Origin of the sequence: Paraplanobispora takensis (assembly GCF_016863195.1) — a bacterium.
In the GTDB taxonomy this organism is placed as follows: Bacteria; Actinomycetota; Actinomycetes; order Streptosporangiales; family Streptosporangiaceae; genus Planobispora; species Planobispora takensis.
In genome coordinates, this window is sequence record NZ_BOOK01000013.1 from 158,942 (window position 1) to 176,031 (window position 17,090).

The 17,090-nt window shown below is 72.7% G+C and carries 14 protein-coding genes; 3 read left to right on the top strand and 11 right to left on the bottom strand.

What is annotated here, in order from left to right; translation table 11 throughout:
- Positions 1 to 5: 5 nt before the first annotated feature.
- The 4 genes from Pta02_RS10230 to Pta02_RS10245 form a co-directional block, all read right to left on the bottom strand.
- Positions 6 to 2,753, bottom strand: a complete 2,748-nt coding sequence (locus tag Pta02_RS10230) for a putative bifunctional diguanylate cyclase/phosphodiesterase (protein ID WP_203874487.1) — start codon at positions 2,751 to 2,753, stop codon at positions 6 to 8.
- 99 nt (positions 2,754 to 2,852) lie between these two features.
- The gene (locus Pta02_RS10235; RefSeq protein WP_203874488.1) at positions 2,853 to 3,743 is read right to left on the bottom strand and encodes a serine/threonine-protein kinase; all 891 of its coding nucleotides are present in this window, start codon (positions 3,741 to 3,743) and stop codon (positions 2,853 to 2,855) included.
- Between the two features lie 187 nt (positions 3,744 to 3,930).
- Positions 3,931 to 4,725, bottom strand: a complete 795-nt coding sequence (locus tag Pta02_RS10240; RefSeq protein WP_203874489.1) for a serine/threonine-protein kinase — start codon at positions 4,723 to 4,725, stop codon at positions 3,931 to 3,933.
- 99 nt (positions 4,726 to 4,824) lie between these two features.
- Entirely contained in the window at positions 4,825 to 5,229 is a 405-nt protein-coding gene (locus tag Pta02_RS10245; RefSeq protein ID WP_203874490.1) for a hypothetical protein, read from the bottom strand.
- A gap of 213 nt (positions 5,230 to 5,442) precedes the next feature.
- Between Pta02_RS10245 and Pta02_RS10250 the strand changes: the two genes are divergently transcribed.
- The gene (locus Pta02_RS10250; RefSeq protein WP_203874491.1) at positions 5,443 to 5,652 is read left to right on the top strand and encodes a ubiquitin-like protein Pup; all 210 of its coding nucleotides are present in this window, start codon (positions 5,443 to 5,445) and stop codon (positions 5,650 to 5,652) included.
- A gap of 36 nt (positions 5,653 to 5,688) precedes the next feature.
- Here Pta02_RS10250 and Pta02_RS10255 read toward each other — a convergent pair whose 3' ends face one another.
- The 7 genes from Pta02_RS10255 to Pta02_RS10285 form a co-directional block, all read right to left on the bottom strand.
- Positions 5,689 to 8,529 carry a glycoside hydrolase family 38 N-terminal domain-containing protein gene (locus tag Pta02_RS10255; RefSeq protein WP_203874492.1) on the bottom strand — a complete coding sequence of 947 codons (2,841 nt, stop codon included), beginning with the start codon at positions 8,527 to 8,529 and terminating at the stop codon, positions 5,689 to 5,691.
- Positions 8,519 to 9,589, bottom strand: a complete 1,071-nt coding sequence (locus tag Pta02_RS10260) for a Gfo/Idh/MocA family protein (RefSeq protein WP_239130065.1) — start codon at positions 9,587 to 9,589, stop codon at positions 8,519 to 8,521. The genes Pta02_RS10255 and Pta02_RS10260 overlap by 11 nt, the downstream gene beginning before the upstream one ends.
- Positions 9,580 to 10,794 carry a CehA/McbA family metallohydrolase gene (locus Pta02_RS10265; RefSeq protein ID WP_203874493.1) on the bottom strand — a complete coding sequence of 405 codons (1,215 nt, stop codon included), beginning with the start codon at positions 10,792 to 10,794 and terminating at the stop codon, positions 9,580 to 9,582. Before Pta02_RS10265 ends, Pta02_RS10260 begins: the two co-directional genes overlap by 10 nt.
- Positions 10,795 to 10,890: 96 nt before the next feature.
- Positions 10,891 to 11,961 (bottom strand): ABC transporter ATP-binding protein, encoded by a 1,071-nt coding sequence (locus Pta02_RS10270; RefSeq protein WP_203874494.1) that lies wholly within the window; start codon positions 11,959 to 11,961, stop codon positions 10,891 to 10,893.
- On the bottom strand, positions 11,958 to 12,782 hold the full coding sequence (locus tag Pta02_RS10275) for a carbohydrate ABC transporter permease (RefSeq protein WP_203874495.1): 825 nt from the start codon (positions 12,780 to 12,782) through the stop codon (positions 11,958 to 11,960). The genes Pta02_RS10270 and Pta02_RS10275 overlap by 4 nt, the downstream gene beginning before the upstream one ends.
- A complete protein-coding gene (locus Pta02_RS10280; RefSeq protein WP_239130067.1) occupies positions 12,779 to 13,627 on the bottom strand; it encodes a carbohydrate ABC transporter permease in 849 nt (282 codons plus the stop codon). Before Pta02_RS10280 ends, Pta02_RS10275 begins: the two co-directional genes overlap by 4 nt.
- 84 nt (positions 13,628 to 13,711) lie before the next feature.
- Positions 13,712 to 15,094 (bottom strand): extracellular solute-binding protein, encoded by a 1,383-nt coding sequence (locus tag Pta02_RS10285; protein WP_203874497.1) that lies wholly within the window; start codon positions 15,092 to 15,094, stop codon positions 13,712 to 13,714.
- A 185-nt stretch (positions 15,095 to 15,279) separates the two neighbouring features.
- On the opposite strand from Pta02_RS10285, the gene prcB reads away from it, so the two are divergent.
- Together prcB and prcA are read left to right on the top strand one after the other, a co-directional pair.
- Entirely contained in the window at positions 15,280 to 16,128 is an 849-nt protein-coding gene (gene prcB / locus Pta02_RS10290) for a proteasome subunit beta (protein WP_373872358.1), read from the top strand.
- Between the two features lie 27 nt (positions 16,129 to 16,155).
- Complete coding sequence (gene prcA / locus Pta02_RS10295; RefSeq protein WP_203874498.1) at positions 16,156 to 16,950, top strand: proteasome subunit alpha; 795 nt, start codon at positions 16,156 to 16,158, stop codon at positions 16,948 to 16,950.
- Positions 16,951 to 17,090: the final 140 nt, after the last annotated feature.

A 17,090-nucleotide genomic window follows, 5' to 3' on the forward strand; every position in this document is an offset into this window, starting at 1 on the left:
GGCCGTCAGCCGGCCAGGGCGGGCGGCTCCCACGTGTCGGGATCGCGGCCCTCGGCGGCCAGCAGACCGCCCAGGTCCTCGGCCGACAGCGGCCGGGAGAAGTGGTACCCCTGCGCCAGGCGGTAGCCCATCTGGTACAGCCGCATGGCCTGCGCGGGGGTCTCCACGCCCTCGGCCACGGCGCGCAGCCCCAGCGCCTGGGCGATCTGCGCCAGCGAGGTGGCGATCGCCGCCTGCTCGGCCGTGCCGGTGACCTCCTCGACGAACAGCTTGTCCACCTTCAGGACGTCGACCGGGCAGGTGCGCAGCAGGCCGAGCGAGGAGTGCCCGGTGCCGAAGTCGTCCAGGGCGATGGCGACGCCGAGGGCCTGGATGGCGGCCACCGTCTCCACCGCGGGGCCGTCGTCGAACACGGCCGTCTCGGTGATCTCCACCAGCAGGTCGTCCGGGCGCAGCCCGGTCTCGGCCAGCACGTCGGCCACGGTCCGGGCGAACGCCGGCTCGCGCAGCTGCCGGGCCGAGACGTTGACGCCCACCCGCGAGGGCGCGCCGTCGCCGTGCAGCCGCCGCCACTCGGCCATCTGACGGCACGCCTCGCGCAGCACCCAGTCGCCGAGCTGGACGATCATCCCGTTGCGCTCGGCGACGGGGATGAACTCCACGGGGGAGACCAGCCCTCGCTCCGGATGGCGCCAGCGGATCAGCGCCTCCACGCCGGCGATGTCGCCGTGGGGCAGCCGGACCACCGGCTGGTACAGCAGGAACAGCTGGTCCTGCGAGAGCATCGCCTGCAGCAGGTCGGCGCCCAGCCGGGCGTCCTCGGCGGCCCGGTCGTCCATGTCCGCCGAGTAGCGGACCGAGCGGCTCTTGCCCTGCTCCTTGGCGGCGTACATGGCCACGTCGGCGCGGCGCAGCAGCTCGCTGGCGTCCATGCCCTCGGCGCCGTCGACCAGCCCGATGCTGGCCTGCACGAGCATGTCGTGCCCCTGGGCGCTGATGGGCGTGCGGAGCGTCGCGAGGATCTCCCCGGCGACGCGGCAGGTCTCCTGCGGGGAGGCGTCGCGCAGCAGGACGGCGAACTCGTCGCCGCCGAGCCGGGCCACCGTGTCGCCGGGCCGTACGCACCGGCGCAGCCGGTCGGCGACGACCGTCAGCAGGGCGTCGCCGACCGCGTGCCCGAGCCGGTCGTTGATCGCCTTGAAGTCGTCGAGGTCGACCAGCGCCAGGGCGACGCCACGGGTCCCGGCCTCGGCCAGGGCCTCTGCGGCCCGCCGGGTGAACAGGGTCCGGTTGGCGAGCCGGGTCAGCGCGTCGTGGGTGGCCTGGTGGGCCAGCTCGTCCTGGGCGCGCCTGGTCTCGGTGATGTCGCGGGTGTTGCCCACGATGCCCTGGACGCTGGGGTCGTCCACCCGGTTGGTGGCGACGACCTCCAGCCAGCGCCAGCTCCCGTCCACGTGGCGCATGCGCGCCTGGCAGGTGACCGTGAGGCCGGGGTCGCGGGCGAGGCGGTCGCGCATGTCCTGCAGGATCGGCAGGTCCTGCGGGTGGGTGAACTCCCGCAGCGTCCGGCCGATGTAGAAATCGGCCGGATGGCCCAGGACGCTTTCGAAGCTCGGGCTGATGTAGGTGTAGGTCCCGTCCATGGCCGTGACCGTGATGACGTCGGAGGAGTTCTGCACGAGCGAGCGGAACCGCTGCTCGTGCCGGCTCAGCTCCAGCATGCTGGCGTCCAGCCGGGCCAGCAGGCTGGCGTTGTCGTAGAACGCCGTGATCTGGCGTACCACCACCAGCCCGGTCAGGGCGATCGAGCCGGCCACGACCAGGCGGATCTCCTGGCCCGCGTTCCAGGTCGAGACCAGCAGCAGGACGTCGGTCGCCGCGATCGCGGCGTACGGCAGCAGGCTGAACGGGCGGCGGCGGGCCGCGCGGCGGGCGGTGCCCGTGCCCGAGGCGCGCAGCTGCCGCTCGGCCGCCACGGCGACGAGGAAGGCGATGATCGGGATGCTGAGGTGGGTCGTGGTGATATGCGGGCTGGCCTGCATCAGCGGCATGAGGGCTCCGCCGCCGGCGCCCACCAGGACCGCCAGCCCCATGATCCACAGGACGCCGCGGTCCATCGGGCCGGTGCCGGTCAGCGCCAGCTTGACGGCGGCGAGGATGTCGATGCCGCCCAGCGTGATGATCGCCACCGCGGTCAGGTCCGAACCCGTGGTGAGAGCCAGTTCCGAGGAGCCGCGCAACATGAAGTACCAGGCGAACAGCCCGGCGGCCAGGACCACGACACCGGCGTCCAGGCCCAGGGTCAGCCAGGCCTCACGCGAGCGCCGGGTCACGGGCAGCCGCAGCAGCGCCCACAGGAAGACCGTCACGGCGGTCAGGTACAGCGCCGTGGTCAGCCCGCTGACGCGCTGGGTGGGCGCCTGCGGTCCGGCGAGCGCGTCATAGGCGTTGCTGGCCAGTGCGAGCACGGCGACGGTCAGGGTGACGGCGAAGTGCCGCCAGAACATCCGCGTCGGCGCGGCCAGATCGGGGAAACGGGCGACGCGCACGCAGGCGAGCGCGGCCAGCGAGCAGCAGAGCGCCGACAGCGCCCAGGCGACGAGGGGAGCCCCCGAGGGGGATCCGACGTTGAAGACGAACCACCCCGCGCCGAACACGGCCAGCGCGGCGGTGACGCGCGGGAGCGGTTGCGCCATGACTGCGGCCATGAAGCCGCGCGACGCGGCGGCGCGCTCGTGCCGGCCGACATTCATGCCTGGACTCCTCTCCCGGTCGATTCGATGTCTCCGGTGTCCATCGGCGGCCGGGAGAGGGTTCTGAGGGGTTTTCCCCGATCTACGGTGTAAAGGGGCCTAGCGGGTGAAGGCGCCGGGCGGGAATCTCTGCCCCGGCAGGGAGGGCGGCGCCACCGTCACGCCCTCCAACCGGAGGATCTCCGAGAGCATCCGCGCCGCCCGGCCGGCGGAGAGGCGCTCGGCCGGGTCGCGCCGCAGCAGTCCCTCCAGGACCCGGCGCAGCGGTCCCGCCTTCACCGGCGGGTCGGGCTCGCCGCTCATCGCCCTGCCCAGCACCGTCAGCGTGTCCGATCCCGGGTACGGCGGGCGGCCCTCCACCGCGAAGTACAGGCTCGCCCCGAACGACCACAGATCCGTCGCGGGGTCGGCCCGGCCGCCGCGCAGCCGCTCCGGCGCGACGTAGGCCGGGGCGCAGCCGATCGGCACCGTCGTGGACATGGCCGGGTCCCCGCCCAGCGCCGCGATGCCGAAGTCCGACAGCACCACCCGGTCGCCCGTCAGCAGGATGTTGCCGGGATTGATGTCACGGTGCAGGACCCCCGCCCCGTGCGCGTGCCGCAGCCCCGAGAGCAGCTGGAAACCGATCCAGGCCGTCCAGTGGATCGGCAGGTGGCCCAGGTGCCCGACCGTCTCCTCAAGAGTGAGGGCCTCCAGCAGTTCCATCACGATCCAGAGCCGGCCGTTCTCCTCCAGGAGATCGTGCACCGAGATGACCGCCGGATGGCTCAGCCGCCCCGCCGAGCGCGCCTCCCGCAACGCGCGCCGCCGCGCCTCCTCGAGATCGGCGCCGTCGGCGCGGAAAGGCGGCTGGATCTCCTTGACCGCCACGTCCCGGCGCAGCCGCAGGTCGTGCGCGCGCCACATGATGCCCACACCGTCCCTGCCGGTCGGTGAAAGCAGTTGGTAACGCCCCCCGAGAGGTCGAGGCTTTCCCGTTTCCGTCCCCATGAACCACCTGTTTTCACGTAGAGACCGGGCCCCTCAGTGATTCATGTTTTCATCCCGAAGCGCGATTGACGCGTCCGCTCTGCGCATTGCGCATAACAATTCGGGCGCGTTCGTGAATGGAGTATTGTTTCCCTTTCTTGATCCAGAAAGAAGCGCTCCCGGAATCGGGGCCGCCGCAGCGGAACGGCTATGCGGCGCTGTGCCTGCGCACATTCATGAGCATCGCGTGCGTCTGCTCGGAGCTCAGCCGGGCGGCCGGATCCTTGCGCAGCAGGCCCAGCAGCACCGGCTCCAGGGCGCCCGCCCGGCGCGGCGTGCGCGGGGGCTCCCGCAGCGCCTCCACCAGGGCGGCCATCGAGTCGACGGTCCTGAACGGGGTCCTGCCCTCCACCGCCATGTACAGCGTCGCCCCGAACGACCACATGTCGGCCTCGCGGGTCCCGCCCCGGCCCTGCAGGACCTCCGGGGCGATGAAGGCCGGAGTGCCGCGCATCGACGTCGTCGCGGCGTTCTCGAAGGCGGCGAAACCGAAGTCCGCCAGCACCACCCGGTCGCCGGTCAGCATGATGTTGGCGGGCTTGATGTCGCGGTGGACCACTCCGCCGGCGTGCGCGTGGCGCAGTGCCTCCAGCAGGCGCCGGCCCAGTTTGGCCACCAGGTCGACGGGGAGCGGGCCCGCCTGCACCAGGGTGTCGTGCAGGGTGAGCGCCTCCAGGAACTCCATGACGATCCAGAGCCGCTCGGACTCCTCGGCCAGGTTGTGCACCGTCACGATGCCCCGGTGGCTGAGCCGGGCCGCCATCCTGGCCTCCCGCACCACCTTGCGGCGCCGCTCGGCCGCCTCGGGTCCCGGGGGCAGGGCGATCTCCTTCAGGGCCACGTCGCGCTCGAGTAACAGGTCGTAGGCCCGCCACACGACGCCGGTCGCGCCTTTGCCCACGGGCGCGAGGAGCTGGTAGCGATCGTCGACGATGGTGCTCACCCCGGCATGATCTCAGCAATCGGGAGTGGAGACCTACTTGGAACGGTCCGTGGCGGACATAACCTGCCGAACAGGTATGAATCTACGTTGTAAAGAGCCTCACACGAGACCCAGCCCGAGCAGCAGGGTTCCGGCCGCCAGGCACGCCCCGCCCAGGGGCACCAGCCAGATCAATTTGCTCGGCTTGGTGTCGGAGGGCCGGACGACCGACAGGAAGAACCCCAGCGGCATCAGGATCGGGGCCGCCACGATCAGCACCCTGGTCAGGCTCTTCAGGCCGTCGGACAGGTCCGCCTGGTCGATGTAGAGCAGCGCGACGAGCGCGAACAGCACCAGCACGCCCGCGTGGGCGTGCCCGGCCCGCCACAGCCCCCGGCGTACGGGGTTGTCGAGGTAGCCGGGGATGGAGCGCATGATGTGCGCCAGAAGCGAGACGCCGCCGAAGGCGACGGCCGGCACGGTGATCAACAGCACACCGGCGGTGCTCAGGGACGACGGGGACATGGTTGGCCTCCCAATTGGATAGCGTCGCTGCCCAATTATTGGATAGTTCTGCTATCCAGTCAAGAGAATGGATTTGCCCCCCGAGGGCGTGGGGAGGTTGTCTGGGCAGCACCCGAGGCGGGAGGTCGAAGGTCGTGGAGCGATCCGCGCGAAATGTCCCCCGGTTCGGGGAAGATATGAAGTACAGACGTCCCCCAGGCGGAGGTGCCACAGATGGCGAGCAAGGACACCGGCGGGCAGAAGCAGACCGGCCGGACCGACAAGGAGGTCGAGGAGACCGCGGCCGCGGAGTCCACCGACGTCCAGGAGCGCCACGAGAAGCTGTCGGACGACGTGGACGCGATCCTGGACGAGATCGACGAGGTCCTCGAGGAGAACGCCGAGGAGTTCGTCAGGTCCTACATCCAGAAGGGCGGGCAGTGACGGCAGAGGTCTGACTCGCGCAGCGCGGCGCCGCCCTCACCCGCCGGGGTGAAGGTGGACGGTCGCGATCTCGAAGGGGCGTAGCGGCAGCCGTACGGCGCCGCCGGCGACCTCCAGCCGTTCGCCCGCCACGCCGAGCAGGTCGGCGCGGCGGGCGGCGGTGAAGGGCCCGCGGATGACGGCCTCGGTGGCGGCGGGATGCTCGGCCGCCAGACGGATCTCCAGCACGCCGTCCCGCTCGCGCAGGGCCGCCATGACAACACCCGTGCCCTCGATCTCCAGCGGGGCTCCGGAGGCGTGGAAGGCGGGCGGCGCGTCCTCGCCTGGGGAGGGCGTGCGGCCCGAGCCCGGTACGGCGAGCAGTTCGTGACGGTACTGCTCGGCCAGGCGCGGCAGCCCGGCCTCGTCCCAGGTCCCGGCCAGGGGGAGCACGGCGAAGCGCATCACGGCGGGGCCGGGGCACTGGGCGGCAGGGGTGGGCAGCTGGGGACCCGCGGGCTCGTCACGATAGGCGTTGCGGTTCCTGGACAGGTGGCCCACCGAGCGCATCAGCGTCAGGGCGAGCTCCCCGCCGGTCAGCTCGTACTCGGTGACCTGGTCGAGCAGGACGGCCAGTCCTCCGGCCGCGACGAAGCCCTCGGCCGGGAAGGTGGGCAGCGGCTCCTCGCCGCAGCCGCCCTCGCCGGCCGTGCCGCGCCGGACGACCGCGAGCTGTCCCTCGGAGAACGACTCCGGGGCGGGCCCGGGCAGCGGCGCGTGCCAGCGGACGCGGTGGTCACGGACGCGGTTGTCGAAGGAGACCTCCAGGCGCAGGTACGGCTCGCCGGCGCGAAGCTCGGCGCGGGTGGCGACGACGACGGCCTCGGTGTCGCCGGAGCGGGTTCCCGGGGCCTCGCAGGCGGGCCAGCGGTAGGTGCGCAGGATCTCCAGCACCGACACCAGGGGCCCGGAGTGCACGCTCTCGACCTCGACGGACAGGGGCGTGCCGACCAGCAGGTCACGGCCGGGAGGCGCGTAGTTGTAGGTGTCCCCGACGTCGCCGCCGTCGACGATCCGACCGGCGCCGCGGGCCCGCGCCCCGGTGGCGGAGACGAGTGAGAGGGTGCCGTCGGCCTCGACGGTGACGCGCAGCAGGCCGTTGTCGAGCACGGGCCCGCCGGCCGCGGCCGCAGGGGGGATGCGCTCCGTGGGACGCGCGGCGCGCGGGCCCGCCGGCAGGTGCTCCGCGGGCGCGGGCTCCCGGGGTTCCGCGCTCTCGGGGAATCGCACGGCCTCGCCGGACTCCCCGGCGACCGGGGGCGCGGAGGTGAGCACGCTGCGGCCCAGCGGGGGGACGGTGACCAGAGCGGCGACGGTCACGACGCTCTCGGCCCGGGTCCGGACGGTCCACGGGCCGGGGTGCCCGGCGGCGGCCACGACGGCTCGGCGCAGGTCGGCGTAGTCGTACCCGGTGGTGGCGTGGCGGCCGACCACGACGGTGAAGACGTTGCCGCGGCCGTCCTCGGAGACCTCCCAGGAGACGATCTCCTGGCCGAACAGCTCGCGCTCGTGGATCCGGCCGAGGAGCCGGGTGAGGTCGTCCATGACGCTCTCGTCGAGCAGGGTCGGGGCGAGTTCGAGCCGCTGCAGCGGCGCCGGCCGGCCCTCGGCGTCCAGCAGGCGGGCACGGCTCTCGGGCAGGTCGGCCAGGACCAGGGACGTCCGGGTGAAGGGGGAGGGGTTGACCACGACGAGGTCGCCGCGGCCGGCGCCGTCGGCCAGGGACGCGCTGACCATGTCCACGACGGCCTGGCCGATCTGCTCGGCCTCGGCGATGCGGGCGGCGACCTGCTGGGCGGTCTCGTCGGCGCCGCAGCCGGTGATGGAGTCGTGGCCGCTGCAGGCGATCAGGCGGCGCCAGGCCATGTCGAGGAGCTTGGCGGCGGCGGTGTCGCCGGGCAGCCAGCGGGCGGTGAGCGGCTCGGCGTAGCGGGTCACGACGCGTTCGGCGCGGGCCATGGCCCGCTTGGCGGGGATGCGGGCGGAGATGACGCCGGGCAGGATGTTGGCGCGGGCGTGGGAGCGCAGCTCGCCCTCCACGACGGGCAGGCCCGCGACGGAGGGATCCTGCGCCGTGACGTACTCGCCGAGGGTGGCCAGGCGCAGCCCGGCGGCGGTGATGTCGGCGGCCGGGGCGCTGTGGTCGGCGCCGTACATCGCCAGCAGGGGACCGTCGGGCCGCCACGGGCGCATGGTCTCGGTGAAGGCCGCCAGCCGGTCGCCCAGCGCCTCGGCGGGGCCGCTGAACAGGGCGACGGCGTTGCCGTACCCGCCGGGCAGGTACTGGGTGCGGACGACGCTGCCGTCGGCGCCGGTCCAGGCGAAGGCGTCGCGGTCGACGCGGGCGGGCACGCCGCGCCACAGGCAGGCGTGCTCCAGCCCGGCCAGGCGCAGGATCTGCGGCATCTGGGCGCAGTGGCCGAACTGGTCGGGCAGATAGCCGACGCGCATCGCGCCGCCCAGGGCCTGAGCCCCCCGCATGCCGTACTCCAGGTTGCGGATGAGGGTCTCCCCGGCGCACAGGAACTCGTCGGCGAGGATGAGCCAGGGCCCGGCGGCCAGGCGGCCCTCGGCGACCAGCTCCCCGACCCGGGGCAGCCGCTCGGGCCGGATCTCCAGATAGTCCTCCAGGGCGGCGAGCTGGCCGTCCATGGTGAAGCGGTAGCCGGGGTCGGCGGCCATGGTGTCGAGGACCTCGTCGAGCATGCGCACCAGGCCCAGCCGGAAGCGCTGGAAGGGCAGGTACCACTCGCGGTCCCAGTGGGTGTGCGGGACGACGACGATGTCACGGGGGACGTCATGGGAAGTGCCGCGGGGCCCGGCGGCGTCATGCGTCATTGGCTTCGCCTCCGATGGCGTTTCCGGCTGCCGCTCTGATGATTGCCTGCGCGGTCACGATATCGGCGAGGGCGCCGCCGAGCCCGGTGAGCGGGGGCGTGCCCTCGGTCACCAGGGCGTGGAAGGCCTCCAGCTGCAGCTCGAAGGCCTCGGACACGTCGCGGAAGACCGCCCTGGTCTCGCCCGCGCCGGAGGGGGAGGCGGCGGTCAGGACGGTGGGGGCGTTCAGCAGGTAGGGGGAGGGGAAGACGAGCTCCAGGGAGCCGTCCTCGTGGTGGACCGCGACGGTCTCGCGGTAGGCGGGGTGGCCGGGCAGATAGTGCCAGCGCAGGCCGTATCGGCCGTGCTCCAGCGCGCCGGCGGCCTCGATGGAGGGGCCTTCCCAGACGGCGGCGTGCTCGACGGTGGCGGGCGGGCCGGCGAAGGTCCGCATGAGCGCCAGGTCGTGGCAGAGACTGCCGAGCACGACGTCGGCGTACAGCGACCGCCACGGCGCGGGCGCGGCGGGGCCGAGGGCGGTGTCGAGCGCCTCCTCGTCGGCCCGCAGCCACGGCTCCAGCGCCTCGGCGGAGGGCCGGGAGGGCAGTACCCGGGCGAAGGCGAGCTGGGACTCGCCGGTGGGGTGCAGGACGGTGACGTCGAAGTGGCGGATCGCCCGCCCGTCCAGGAGGGCGACGGCCCGCCGGACGGCCGGGTCGTACTGCTTCATGTAGCCGACCATCAGCCGGTCCGCGTGGTCCAGCCCGGCGACCTCGGCGCGGCTGTAGGCCAGCGGCTTCTCGCACAGGACGGCGTGCCCGGAGGAGAGCGCGGCGGCGACGAGCGCGCCGTGGGATCCGGCGGTGAGCACGACGAGCGCGTCGAACCCGCCGTGGCCGAGCATGGCCCACGGGTCGGTGAAGGCGCGCGCCCCGGTCCGGCGCGCGGCCAGGTCGGCCCGGGCGGGGTCGAGGTCGCACACGGCGGTGATCTCGAACAGCTCCGGCCGCCTGGCCAGCAGCGGCAGGTACATGACCTGGGCGGCCACGCCCAGCCCGGCCACCGCGACGTTCACGCGCACAGCGCCACCACCTCGTTGCGGAAGGTCTCCAGCCGGTGCGGTCCCGGCCGGGCGGGCAGGACGAGCCGGTCGCCGACGATCACCCGGCGGGTCTCCGGGCCCCACAGGATCAGCCCGTCGGCGTCCAGCACGAGGAACTCCTCGCCGTGGCGCAGCAGGAGCGGCCCGTCGGGGCCGGTCGAGACGGCGGCGGTGCCGGCGCGCAGCCCTTCCAGGGGGTCGGCGCCGCCGAGGATCCAGGTGGTCGGCTCGCCCGGCGGGTGGCCCTCCTCGGGCCGGTGGTAGTCGCTGCCGCCGATCATCACGGGCTCGGGCGTCCAGGCGCCGGTCCAGGCCAGGGGCGCGCCCCAGGTGCGGTCGAGCCAGCTCCAGTGCCACGTCTCGACGACGGCGGGCCGCTCGATCATGGGATGGCGCCAGGAGCAGTCGGCGGCGACGGGATGGTTGACCGACATCACTCCGCCTCCTTCCCGTACGGCGGACGCCCACGCGCCGGGCGGCTGACGGAAGTCGATCCAGCCCAGGTGACCGAAGGCGTTGGCGTGGCCGAGGTCGGTGGTGATCTCCTGGCCGGGGATGAGGGTGATGGCGGCGTAGGCGGCCGCGGCGGGCAGCTCCGCGTGGTGGCTGACGGTGTTGTGGTCGGTGACGGCCAGGAAGTCCAGCCCCCGGTCGGCGGCCAGGCAGGCCAGCTCGGCGACGGTGAGGGAGCCGTCGGAGTGCACGGTGTGGGTGTGCAGGTCCCCGGCCAGCCAGCGCAGCCCGCCCAGGGAGGGCAGGCCGCGCCTGACCGCGGCGGGCGCGCGGGGCGGCGGGGGAGGGGGCCGCAGGCCGCGCCGGCCGTGGCGCGGGACGGCCGGCGGCGAGGGATGCGGGATGATCCGCAGCCGGTACGGCAGGCCGCCGGGCGGGACGCGGTACAGGCCCAGCATGACGTGCCAGAGGCCGGGCTCGGGTTCGCCCGGCAGATAGCCGGGGGTGGCCCAGGTGGGGGTGATCGTGTACTCGGACCGGGCGCCGCCGGACCAGCCGCGGAAGCCCGAGGGCCCCATGCAGCCCAGGTCCAGCACGCCGGCCGAGCGGTCGTAGGCCAGCCGGACGGTGAAGGCGCGCGTCCCGGCGGGCAGCTCGAAGGGGATCTGGCGGACCGGTTCGGACAGCCGGTCCCGCAGGGTCCAGGTTCCGGTGCGGCGCGTCACCTTCATACGGGGCGGTCCTCCAGGGTCCGGGGTCCGGCGCGGTGCGCCGTCTTTCTACGGGGCGGTCCTCCAGGGTCCGGGGTCCGGCGCGGTGCGCCGCCCTCACCCGGGCCCGGCCAGCCGGTCGCCGTGGTAGACCAGCGCGCGGCCGGTGTGCGGGACGGCCCAGGCGGAGGTGCCCACGGGGGGTTCCTCCCCCTCGGGGACGACGACCTGGACGAGCAGGTCCCCGTCCTGTCCGCCGCCCTCCAGGGTGACGAGGGTGGAGGTGCCGAGGTTCTCCAGGACGGTGACGGCGCCGGCGAAGGCGTCGTCGCGGGGGATGGGCGACAGTTCGGCGTACTCCGGGCGGACGCCGTAGACGATCTCCTCTCCGTCGGGCAGGCCGGACGGGGCGGGCAGGACGGCCCCGGCGACGCGCAGGGTCCCGCCGGCGACCCGGCCGGGCAGGAGGTTCATCGGGGTGGAGCCGATGAAGGAGGCGACGAAGGTGGTGGCGGGCCGGCGGAAGATCTCCGCGGGGGTGCCCACCTGGGCGATCCGCCCGGCGTCCATGACGGCGATCCGGTGGGCCAGGGCCAGCGCCTCGCTCTGGTCGTGGGTGACGAAGACGGTGGTGACGCCGAGGTCGTCCTGCAGGCGCTTGAGGAAGGTGCGGGCCTCCAGCCGCAGCCGGGCGTCGAGGTTGGACAGCGGCTCGTCGAACAGGAACACCTGGGGGCGGCAGGCGATGGCGCGGGCCAGGGCGACCCGCTGCTGCTGCCCGCCGGACAGCTGCGCGGGGCGGCGGCCGAGCAGCTCCGACAGGCTGAGGCGGCCGGCCACCTCCGCCGCCGCGGCCTCGCGCCGGGCCCGCGGCACCTTCTTGATCCGCAGCGGGTAGGCGATGTTGGCGGTGACGTCCATGTGCGGGAACAGCGCGTAGTCCTGGAAGACCATGGCCACGTCGCGGCGGCCGGGCGGCAGCGCGGTGACGTCGGCGCCGCCGATGGCGACGGTGCCGGAGGTGGGCGTCTCCAGGCCGGCGATGGTGCGCAGCAGCGTGGTCTTGCCGCAGCCCGACGGTCCCAGCAGGGCGAAGAACTCGCCCTCGCCGATGTCCAGGTCCAGGGAGTCCAGCGCCCGGACCCCGCCGGGGAAGACCTTGGTCAGGCCGCGCAGGGAGATGGTCACTGCTTGATCCCTCCGTGGAAGCGGAAGCCGTACCGGCCGCTGACGAACAGGTACATCAGGACCACGGGCAGCGAGTAGAGCAACGAGAACGTGGAGATGAGGTCGAGGTTGGGCTGGCCGCCCTCGGTGTAGAGGGTGTAGAGGATCACCGCGCTGGGGGACTTGGCCGGGTCGCGCAGCAGGATGTACTGCATCAGGAAGCCGCCCCAGACGCTGGCCATGGCCCACACGGCGATCGTGGCCAGGCCGGGCCGGACCACCGGGACCACGATGTGCCGCAGGATCTGCAGCGGTGAGGCGCCGAACACCCGGGCGGACTCCTCGTAGGAGGTGGGCGTGGCGTCCATGAAGTCCTTCAGGATGAAGATCGCCGCGGGGAGCAGCCCGCCCGACACGACGAGGATGACGCCGATGTGGGTGTCGACCAGGTTGAGGCGGGTGGCCAGCTCGAAGATCGGCACCATCGCGGCGGTGCCGGTGACCACCGACGACAGCAGGAGCAGCACGTACAGCAGGGCGTCGCGGCCGGGCACCCGCACGCGCGACAGCGCGTAGGCGGCCAGCGCGGCCAGGACGACCACGATGACCGCCGCGCCGCCGGCCTGGATGAGGGAGTTGCCGATGGAGCCCAGCGCGTAGGGGTTGTCGAGGATGGCGCGGAAGTTGGCGAGGGTGAACTCGGGCACGGAGACGGTGATGGAGGGGGTGGCGTCGAAGGGCGCCGTGGCCAGCCAGAGCATGGGCAGCGCGAAGAAGCCGACGACGAGGGCGAGGAAGGCGGCCGAGGCGAGGCGGCCGAGGACGTGGCGGACGGCGTTCACGCGACGGCCTCCCGCAGGTCGCGGTCGCGGTTGCGCAGCAGGCGCAGGTAGGCCAGGGCGAAGACGAGGTTGATCAGGAGGATGAGGAAGGAGACGGCGGCGCCGAAGCCGAGCTGCCCGCCGCGCAGGGCCGTGGTGTAGACGTAGAACGGCAGGATCTCCGAACGCCCCTCGGGCCCGCCCGCGGTGATGAGGAACGGCGTGAAGTCGTTGAAGGTCCACAGGCTGATCAGCAGCATGTTGGTCAGGATGTGGCCCTTGATCCTGGGCAGGACGACGTCGCGCAGCTGCTGGAAGGTGGAGGCCCCGGCCAGGCGGGCGGTCTCCAGGTGCGAGGGGGGCACGTTCTCCAGCGCGGCGGCGTAGAGCATCATCGAGAACGCGGTGCCGCGCCAGGTGTTGAACACGATGATCGACAGCATGGGATGGTCGAGCAGCCAGGCGGCGCCGGGGGTGCCCAGCAGGACGTTGAGGGTGCCGCCGTCACGGTCCAGCAGGGCGATCCACAGGAACGCCACCACCGAGCTCGGCAGGATCCACGACAGCAGCACCAGCCCCTCGACGATCCGCCGCACCGGGCCCCGCCGCCCGCGCATCGTCCACGCGATTGCGAACCCCAGCCCCGCCTGCCCGATGATCGCCGAGCCCAGCACGTACTGCACGCTCAGCCACAGCGAGCGCTGGAACCTCTCGTCGCCGAGCGCCGCGGTGTAGTTGCCGGCCCCCACCACCTGCGGGTCCGCGGCGGCCAACCCGGTCAGGCGATAGTCGGTGAGCCCCAGATAGACCGTCCACAACGCGGGGAAGACCAGGAACACCCCGATGAGCACGAGCGCCGGCAACACGAAGGTGACCGCACGCCCCCGCCCGAGCCCTGCCGCGTCTGTGTTCACGGCGACGCTGCGCGCCCGCCGGTACGGCGGGGCGGGTCAGTTGGAGACGTTGCCGGGGCCACCGACGATTCCCTCCACCTTGGTGCGGTAGGCGTCGGCGGCCTCCTCGGGAGGGGTGCCGGAGACGACGGCGGCGGTGGCCTCCTGCAGGGCGGTGGAGACCTGGGGGTAGACGGCCAGGCCGGGGCGGTAGGCGGTGATGGGCAGGATCTCCTCGGCGATGAACTTCAGCATCGGGTCGCCCGCCAGGACCTTCTCGTTGACGTCGGTGCGAGAGGTGACGCGGGCCGCTCCGGCGAGCTCGGCCTCGACCGCCTCGGCCGAGTGCATGAACGACAGCAGCTCCCAGGCCGGTCCGGGGTTCTCGGAGAAGGGGTTCAGCACGCGTACGGCCCCGCCGGACATGCTGACGAAGTCCTGCCCGCGCACCCCGGTGCCCGGCTCCCTGGCCGGGATCTTGGCGTAGCCGACGACCTTGTCCCGGTCGGGCATCGGCGCCACGCCCGCCGTCGGCTCGACCACCGACCGCCAGAAGTAGTCGCCCTCGGCCAGGATGCCGATCCTCCCCTCGGCGAACTCGGCGAAGGACTTGTCGCGGCCCTTGGCCTCCTGCTGGAGCTTCGGGTCGCCCAGACCGCCGGCGTAGACCTTCCGGTAGAAGTCCAGCATCTCCTTGACGCCCTGGGAGGCGCCGGTCCACTTGCCGCCCGAGTAGATCTCGGTGCCGGTGCCCACCAGCAGCGGCAGCGCGCCCTGCATCGTGGTCGCCTCACCCATCGCGGTGCCGGCGTTGATCTGCAGCGGCGTCACGCCGGGCAGCTTCTTCAGCGCCTCGCCCGCGTCGACGATCTCCTGCCAGCTCTCGGGCTGCCAGGTCGCGGGCAGCCCCGCCTTGGCGAACAGCGTCTTGTTGTAGTACAGGACCCGCCCGTCGGTGCCCTGCGGCAGGCCGTACTTCTTGCCGTCGAAGATGCCCAGCCCCTGGACGGCCTGCGGGATCTGGTTCCAGCCCTCCCAGGCGTCCACCGCGGACCCGCCCACCTCGCTGAGCGGCTTGATGTAGCCGGCCTGGGCGAACTCGCCCACCCAGATCCCGTCGAGGTCGATCACGTCGGCGCCGGTCTTCGACTTCAGGTCCAGTGCGACCTTCGTCTTGTACTGCTCGTCGTCGACGCCGTTGGGCTGGAACAGCACCCGCACGTCCCGCCCGGCGGCCTTCTGCGCGGCCTCGAACCGGGGGATCACCCACTGCTTGATCCAGTCGGCGCTCGCCGAGTTCTTCCCGCCCGAGATCGCGTTGGCGGTGATGGTGAGGGTGACGGAGCCGCCCTCGGCGGGGGTGTCGGACCCGCAGGAGGCCACGGCCAGGACGGCCCCCATCAGAGTCGCGGCCAGGGCGGGACGGGGGGAGAGTCTCACAGCGACCCCCTCAGGAGGGTGAGGCATGTCACGACAACTCGACAATTACACGGGCGTACCCGCGAGTAAAGATCCGAGGATCCGGCCGGGGGTGGTTCGCGGTGAGCTGAGTCGGGGAAGTGCATGCACCACGACAACGTGAGTAGGGTCGGACCTTAAAGGAATGCACCTTTGGAGGGAGTCGCGTGGCATCGCACAGGGACCTGCCCGCCGGCATGGTGAGTCATATCTTCACGAACACCGGCAACTCCTCGTTCACCGAGTTCGTCGGGTCCTACGCGCCGGAGTTGCTCCCCGGCCGGAACGACACGCTGGCGACCCCGGTCGGCGACATGATTCCGCACGCAACCACGATCGTCGCGGCCACCTGCGCGGGGGGCGTGGTGATGGCCGGCGACCGCCGGGCGACCTCGGGCAACATCATCTCCCAGCGGGACATCGAGAAGGTCTTCCGCACCGACGACCACTCGTGCATGGGCATCGCCGGGGCGGCGAGCACCGGCATCGAGATGGCCCGCCTCTTCCGGGTGGAGCTGGAGCACTACGAGAAGATGGAGGGCCGCACGCTCTCGGTGGCGGGCAAGGCCAACCGGCTGGCCACCATGATCCGCGGCAACCTCGCGATGGCGATGCAGGGGCTGGTCGTGGTGCCGCTGTTCGCCGCCTACGACCCCGACACCGACGGCGGCCGGATCTTCGGCTACGACGTCGGCGGCGGCCCCTACGAACAGTTCAACCACCACGCGATCGGCTCCGGCTCGATCTTCGCGCGGGGCGCTCTGAAGAAGCTCTACCGCGAGGGGGCCTCGGCCGAGGACACCGTGCTGATGCTCATCCAGACCCTCTACGACGCGGCCGACGACGACTCGGCGACCGGCGGGCCCGACGTGACCCGCAGGATCTGGCCGGTGGTCGCCGTGATCGACGCCGACGGGTTCCGCCGGCTGTCCGACGAGGAGGTCGCCGAACACGTGCGGACGACGGTGGACGGCCGGATGACCAACCCCGACGGTCCCATCGCCCCGCTGCGCTAACACGAGAGGAAGACCACCCCGGTGTCCATGCCTTTTGGATATGCGTCCCCTGAGCAGATCATGCGGGACAAGGCGGACTACGCGCGCAAGGGCATCGCGCGCGGCCGCAGCGTGGTCGTGCTCCAGTACGAGCACGGCATCCTGTTCGTCGCCCCCAACCCCTCCCGGGCGCTGCACAAGATCAGTGAGATCTACGACCGGATCGGCTTCGCCGCGGTCGGCCGCTACAACGAGTTCGAGGCGCTGCGGCTGGGCGGCATCCGCTACGCCGACATCAACGGCTACACCTACGACCGCTCCGACGTCACCGCCCGCGGCCTGGCCAACCTCTACGCGCAGAACCTCGGGCAGATCTTCACCGAGTCGATCAAGTCGATGGAGGTGGAGGTCGTCGTCGCCGAGGTCGGCGAGACCCCCGAGGCCGACGCGATCTACCGGCTGACCTTCGACGGCTCGGTCTTCGACGAGCACGGCACGGCCGCGATGGGCGGCCAGGCCGAGGCCGTCCTGACCCGGCTCAAGGAGCGCTACCGCGACGGCATGGGGCTGGCCGAGGCGCTGGAGACGGCGCTGACGGCGCTGACCGAGCCGGGCGGCGAGCGTCCCCCGGTCGGCCAGCTGGAGGTGGCGGTGCTCGACCGCAACCGCCCGCACCGCAAGTTCCAGAGGCTCAACGGCCCGAGGCTGGAGCGCCTGCTCGACGAGGCCGCCGCCCTGGCCAAGGCCGCCCCCGCCGAGACGGCCCCCGAGACCGACCCCGGCGCGTCCCCGGGCCCGGCCACCGCGCCCGAGGGGGACATCGACACCGGCTCCGGCGCCTGACGGCGACCGGCGCCGCCCGGCGGGAGGCCGCGGACCGGCCCGCGGTCTCCCGCCGCTCTCACCGCGGCCCGTGGTTTTCGCGGTGCCCGTGGTTTTACGGCTCGCGGTCTCCCGCCGCTCTCACGATCGCGCACGCTTCC

What these genes read in the sequence shown, in the direction of transcription:
- Pta02_RS10230 (WP_203874487.1), bottom strand. Translation starts at nt 2,753, where the DNA reads ATGAATGTCGGCCGGCACGAGCGCGCCGCCGCGTCGCGCGGCTTCATG.
- Pta02_RS10235 (WP_203874488.1), bottom strand. Translation starts at nt 3,743, where the DNA reads ATGGGGACGGAAACGGGAAAGCCTCGACCTCTCGGGGGGCGTTACCAA.
- Pta02_RS10245 (WP_203874490.1), bottom strand. Translation starts at nt 5,229, where the DNA reads ATGTCCCCGTCGTCCCTGAGCACCGCCGGTGTGCTGTTGATCACCGTG.
- Pta02_RS10250 (WP_203874491.1), top strand. Translation starts at nt 5,443, where the DNA reads ATGGCGAGCAAGGACACCGGCGGGCAGAAGCAGACCGGCCGGACCGAC.
- Pta02_RS10255 (WP_203874492.1), bottom strand. Translation starts at nt 8,529, where the DNA reads ATGACGCATGACGCCGCCGGGCCCCGCGGCACTTCCCATGACGTCCCC.
- Pta02_RS10265 (WP_203874493.1), bottom strand. Translation starts at nt 10,794, where the DNA reads ATGAAGGTGACGCGCCGCACCGGAACCTGGACCCTGCGGGACCGGCTG.
- prcA (WP_203874498.1), top strand. Translation starts at nt 16,156, where the DNA reads ATGCCTTTTGGATATGCGTCCCCTGAGCAGATCATGCGGGACAAGGCG.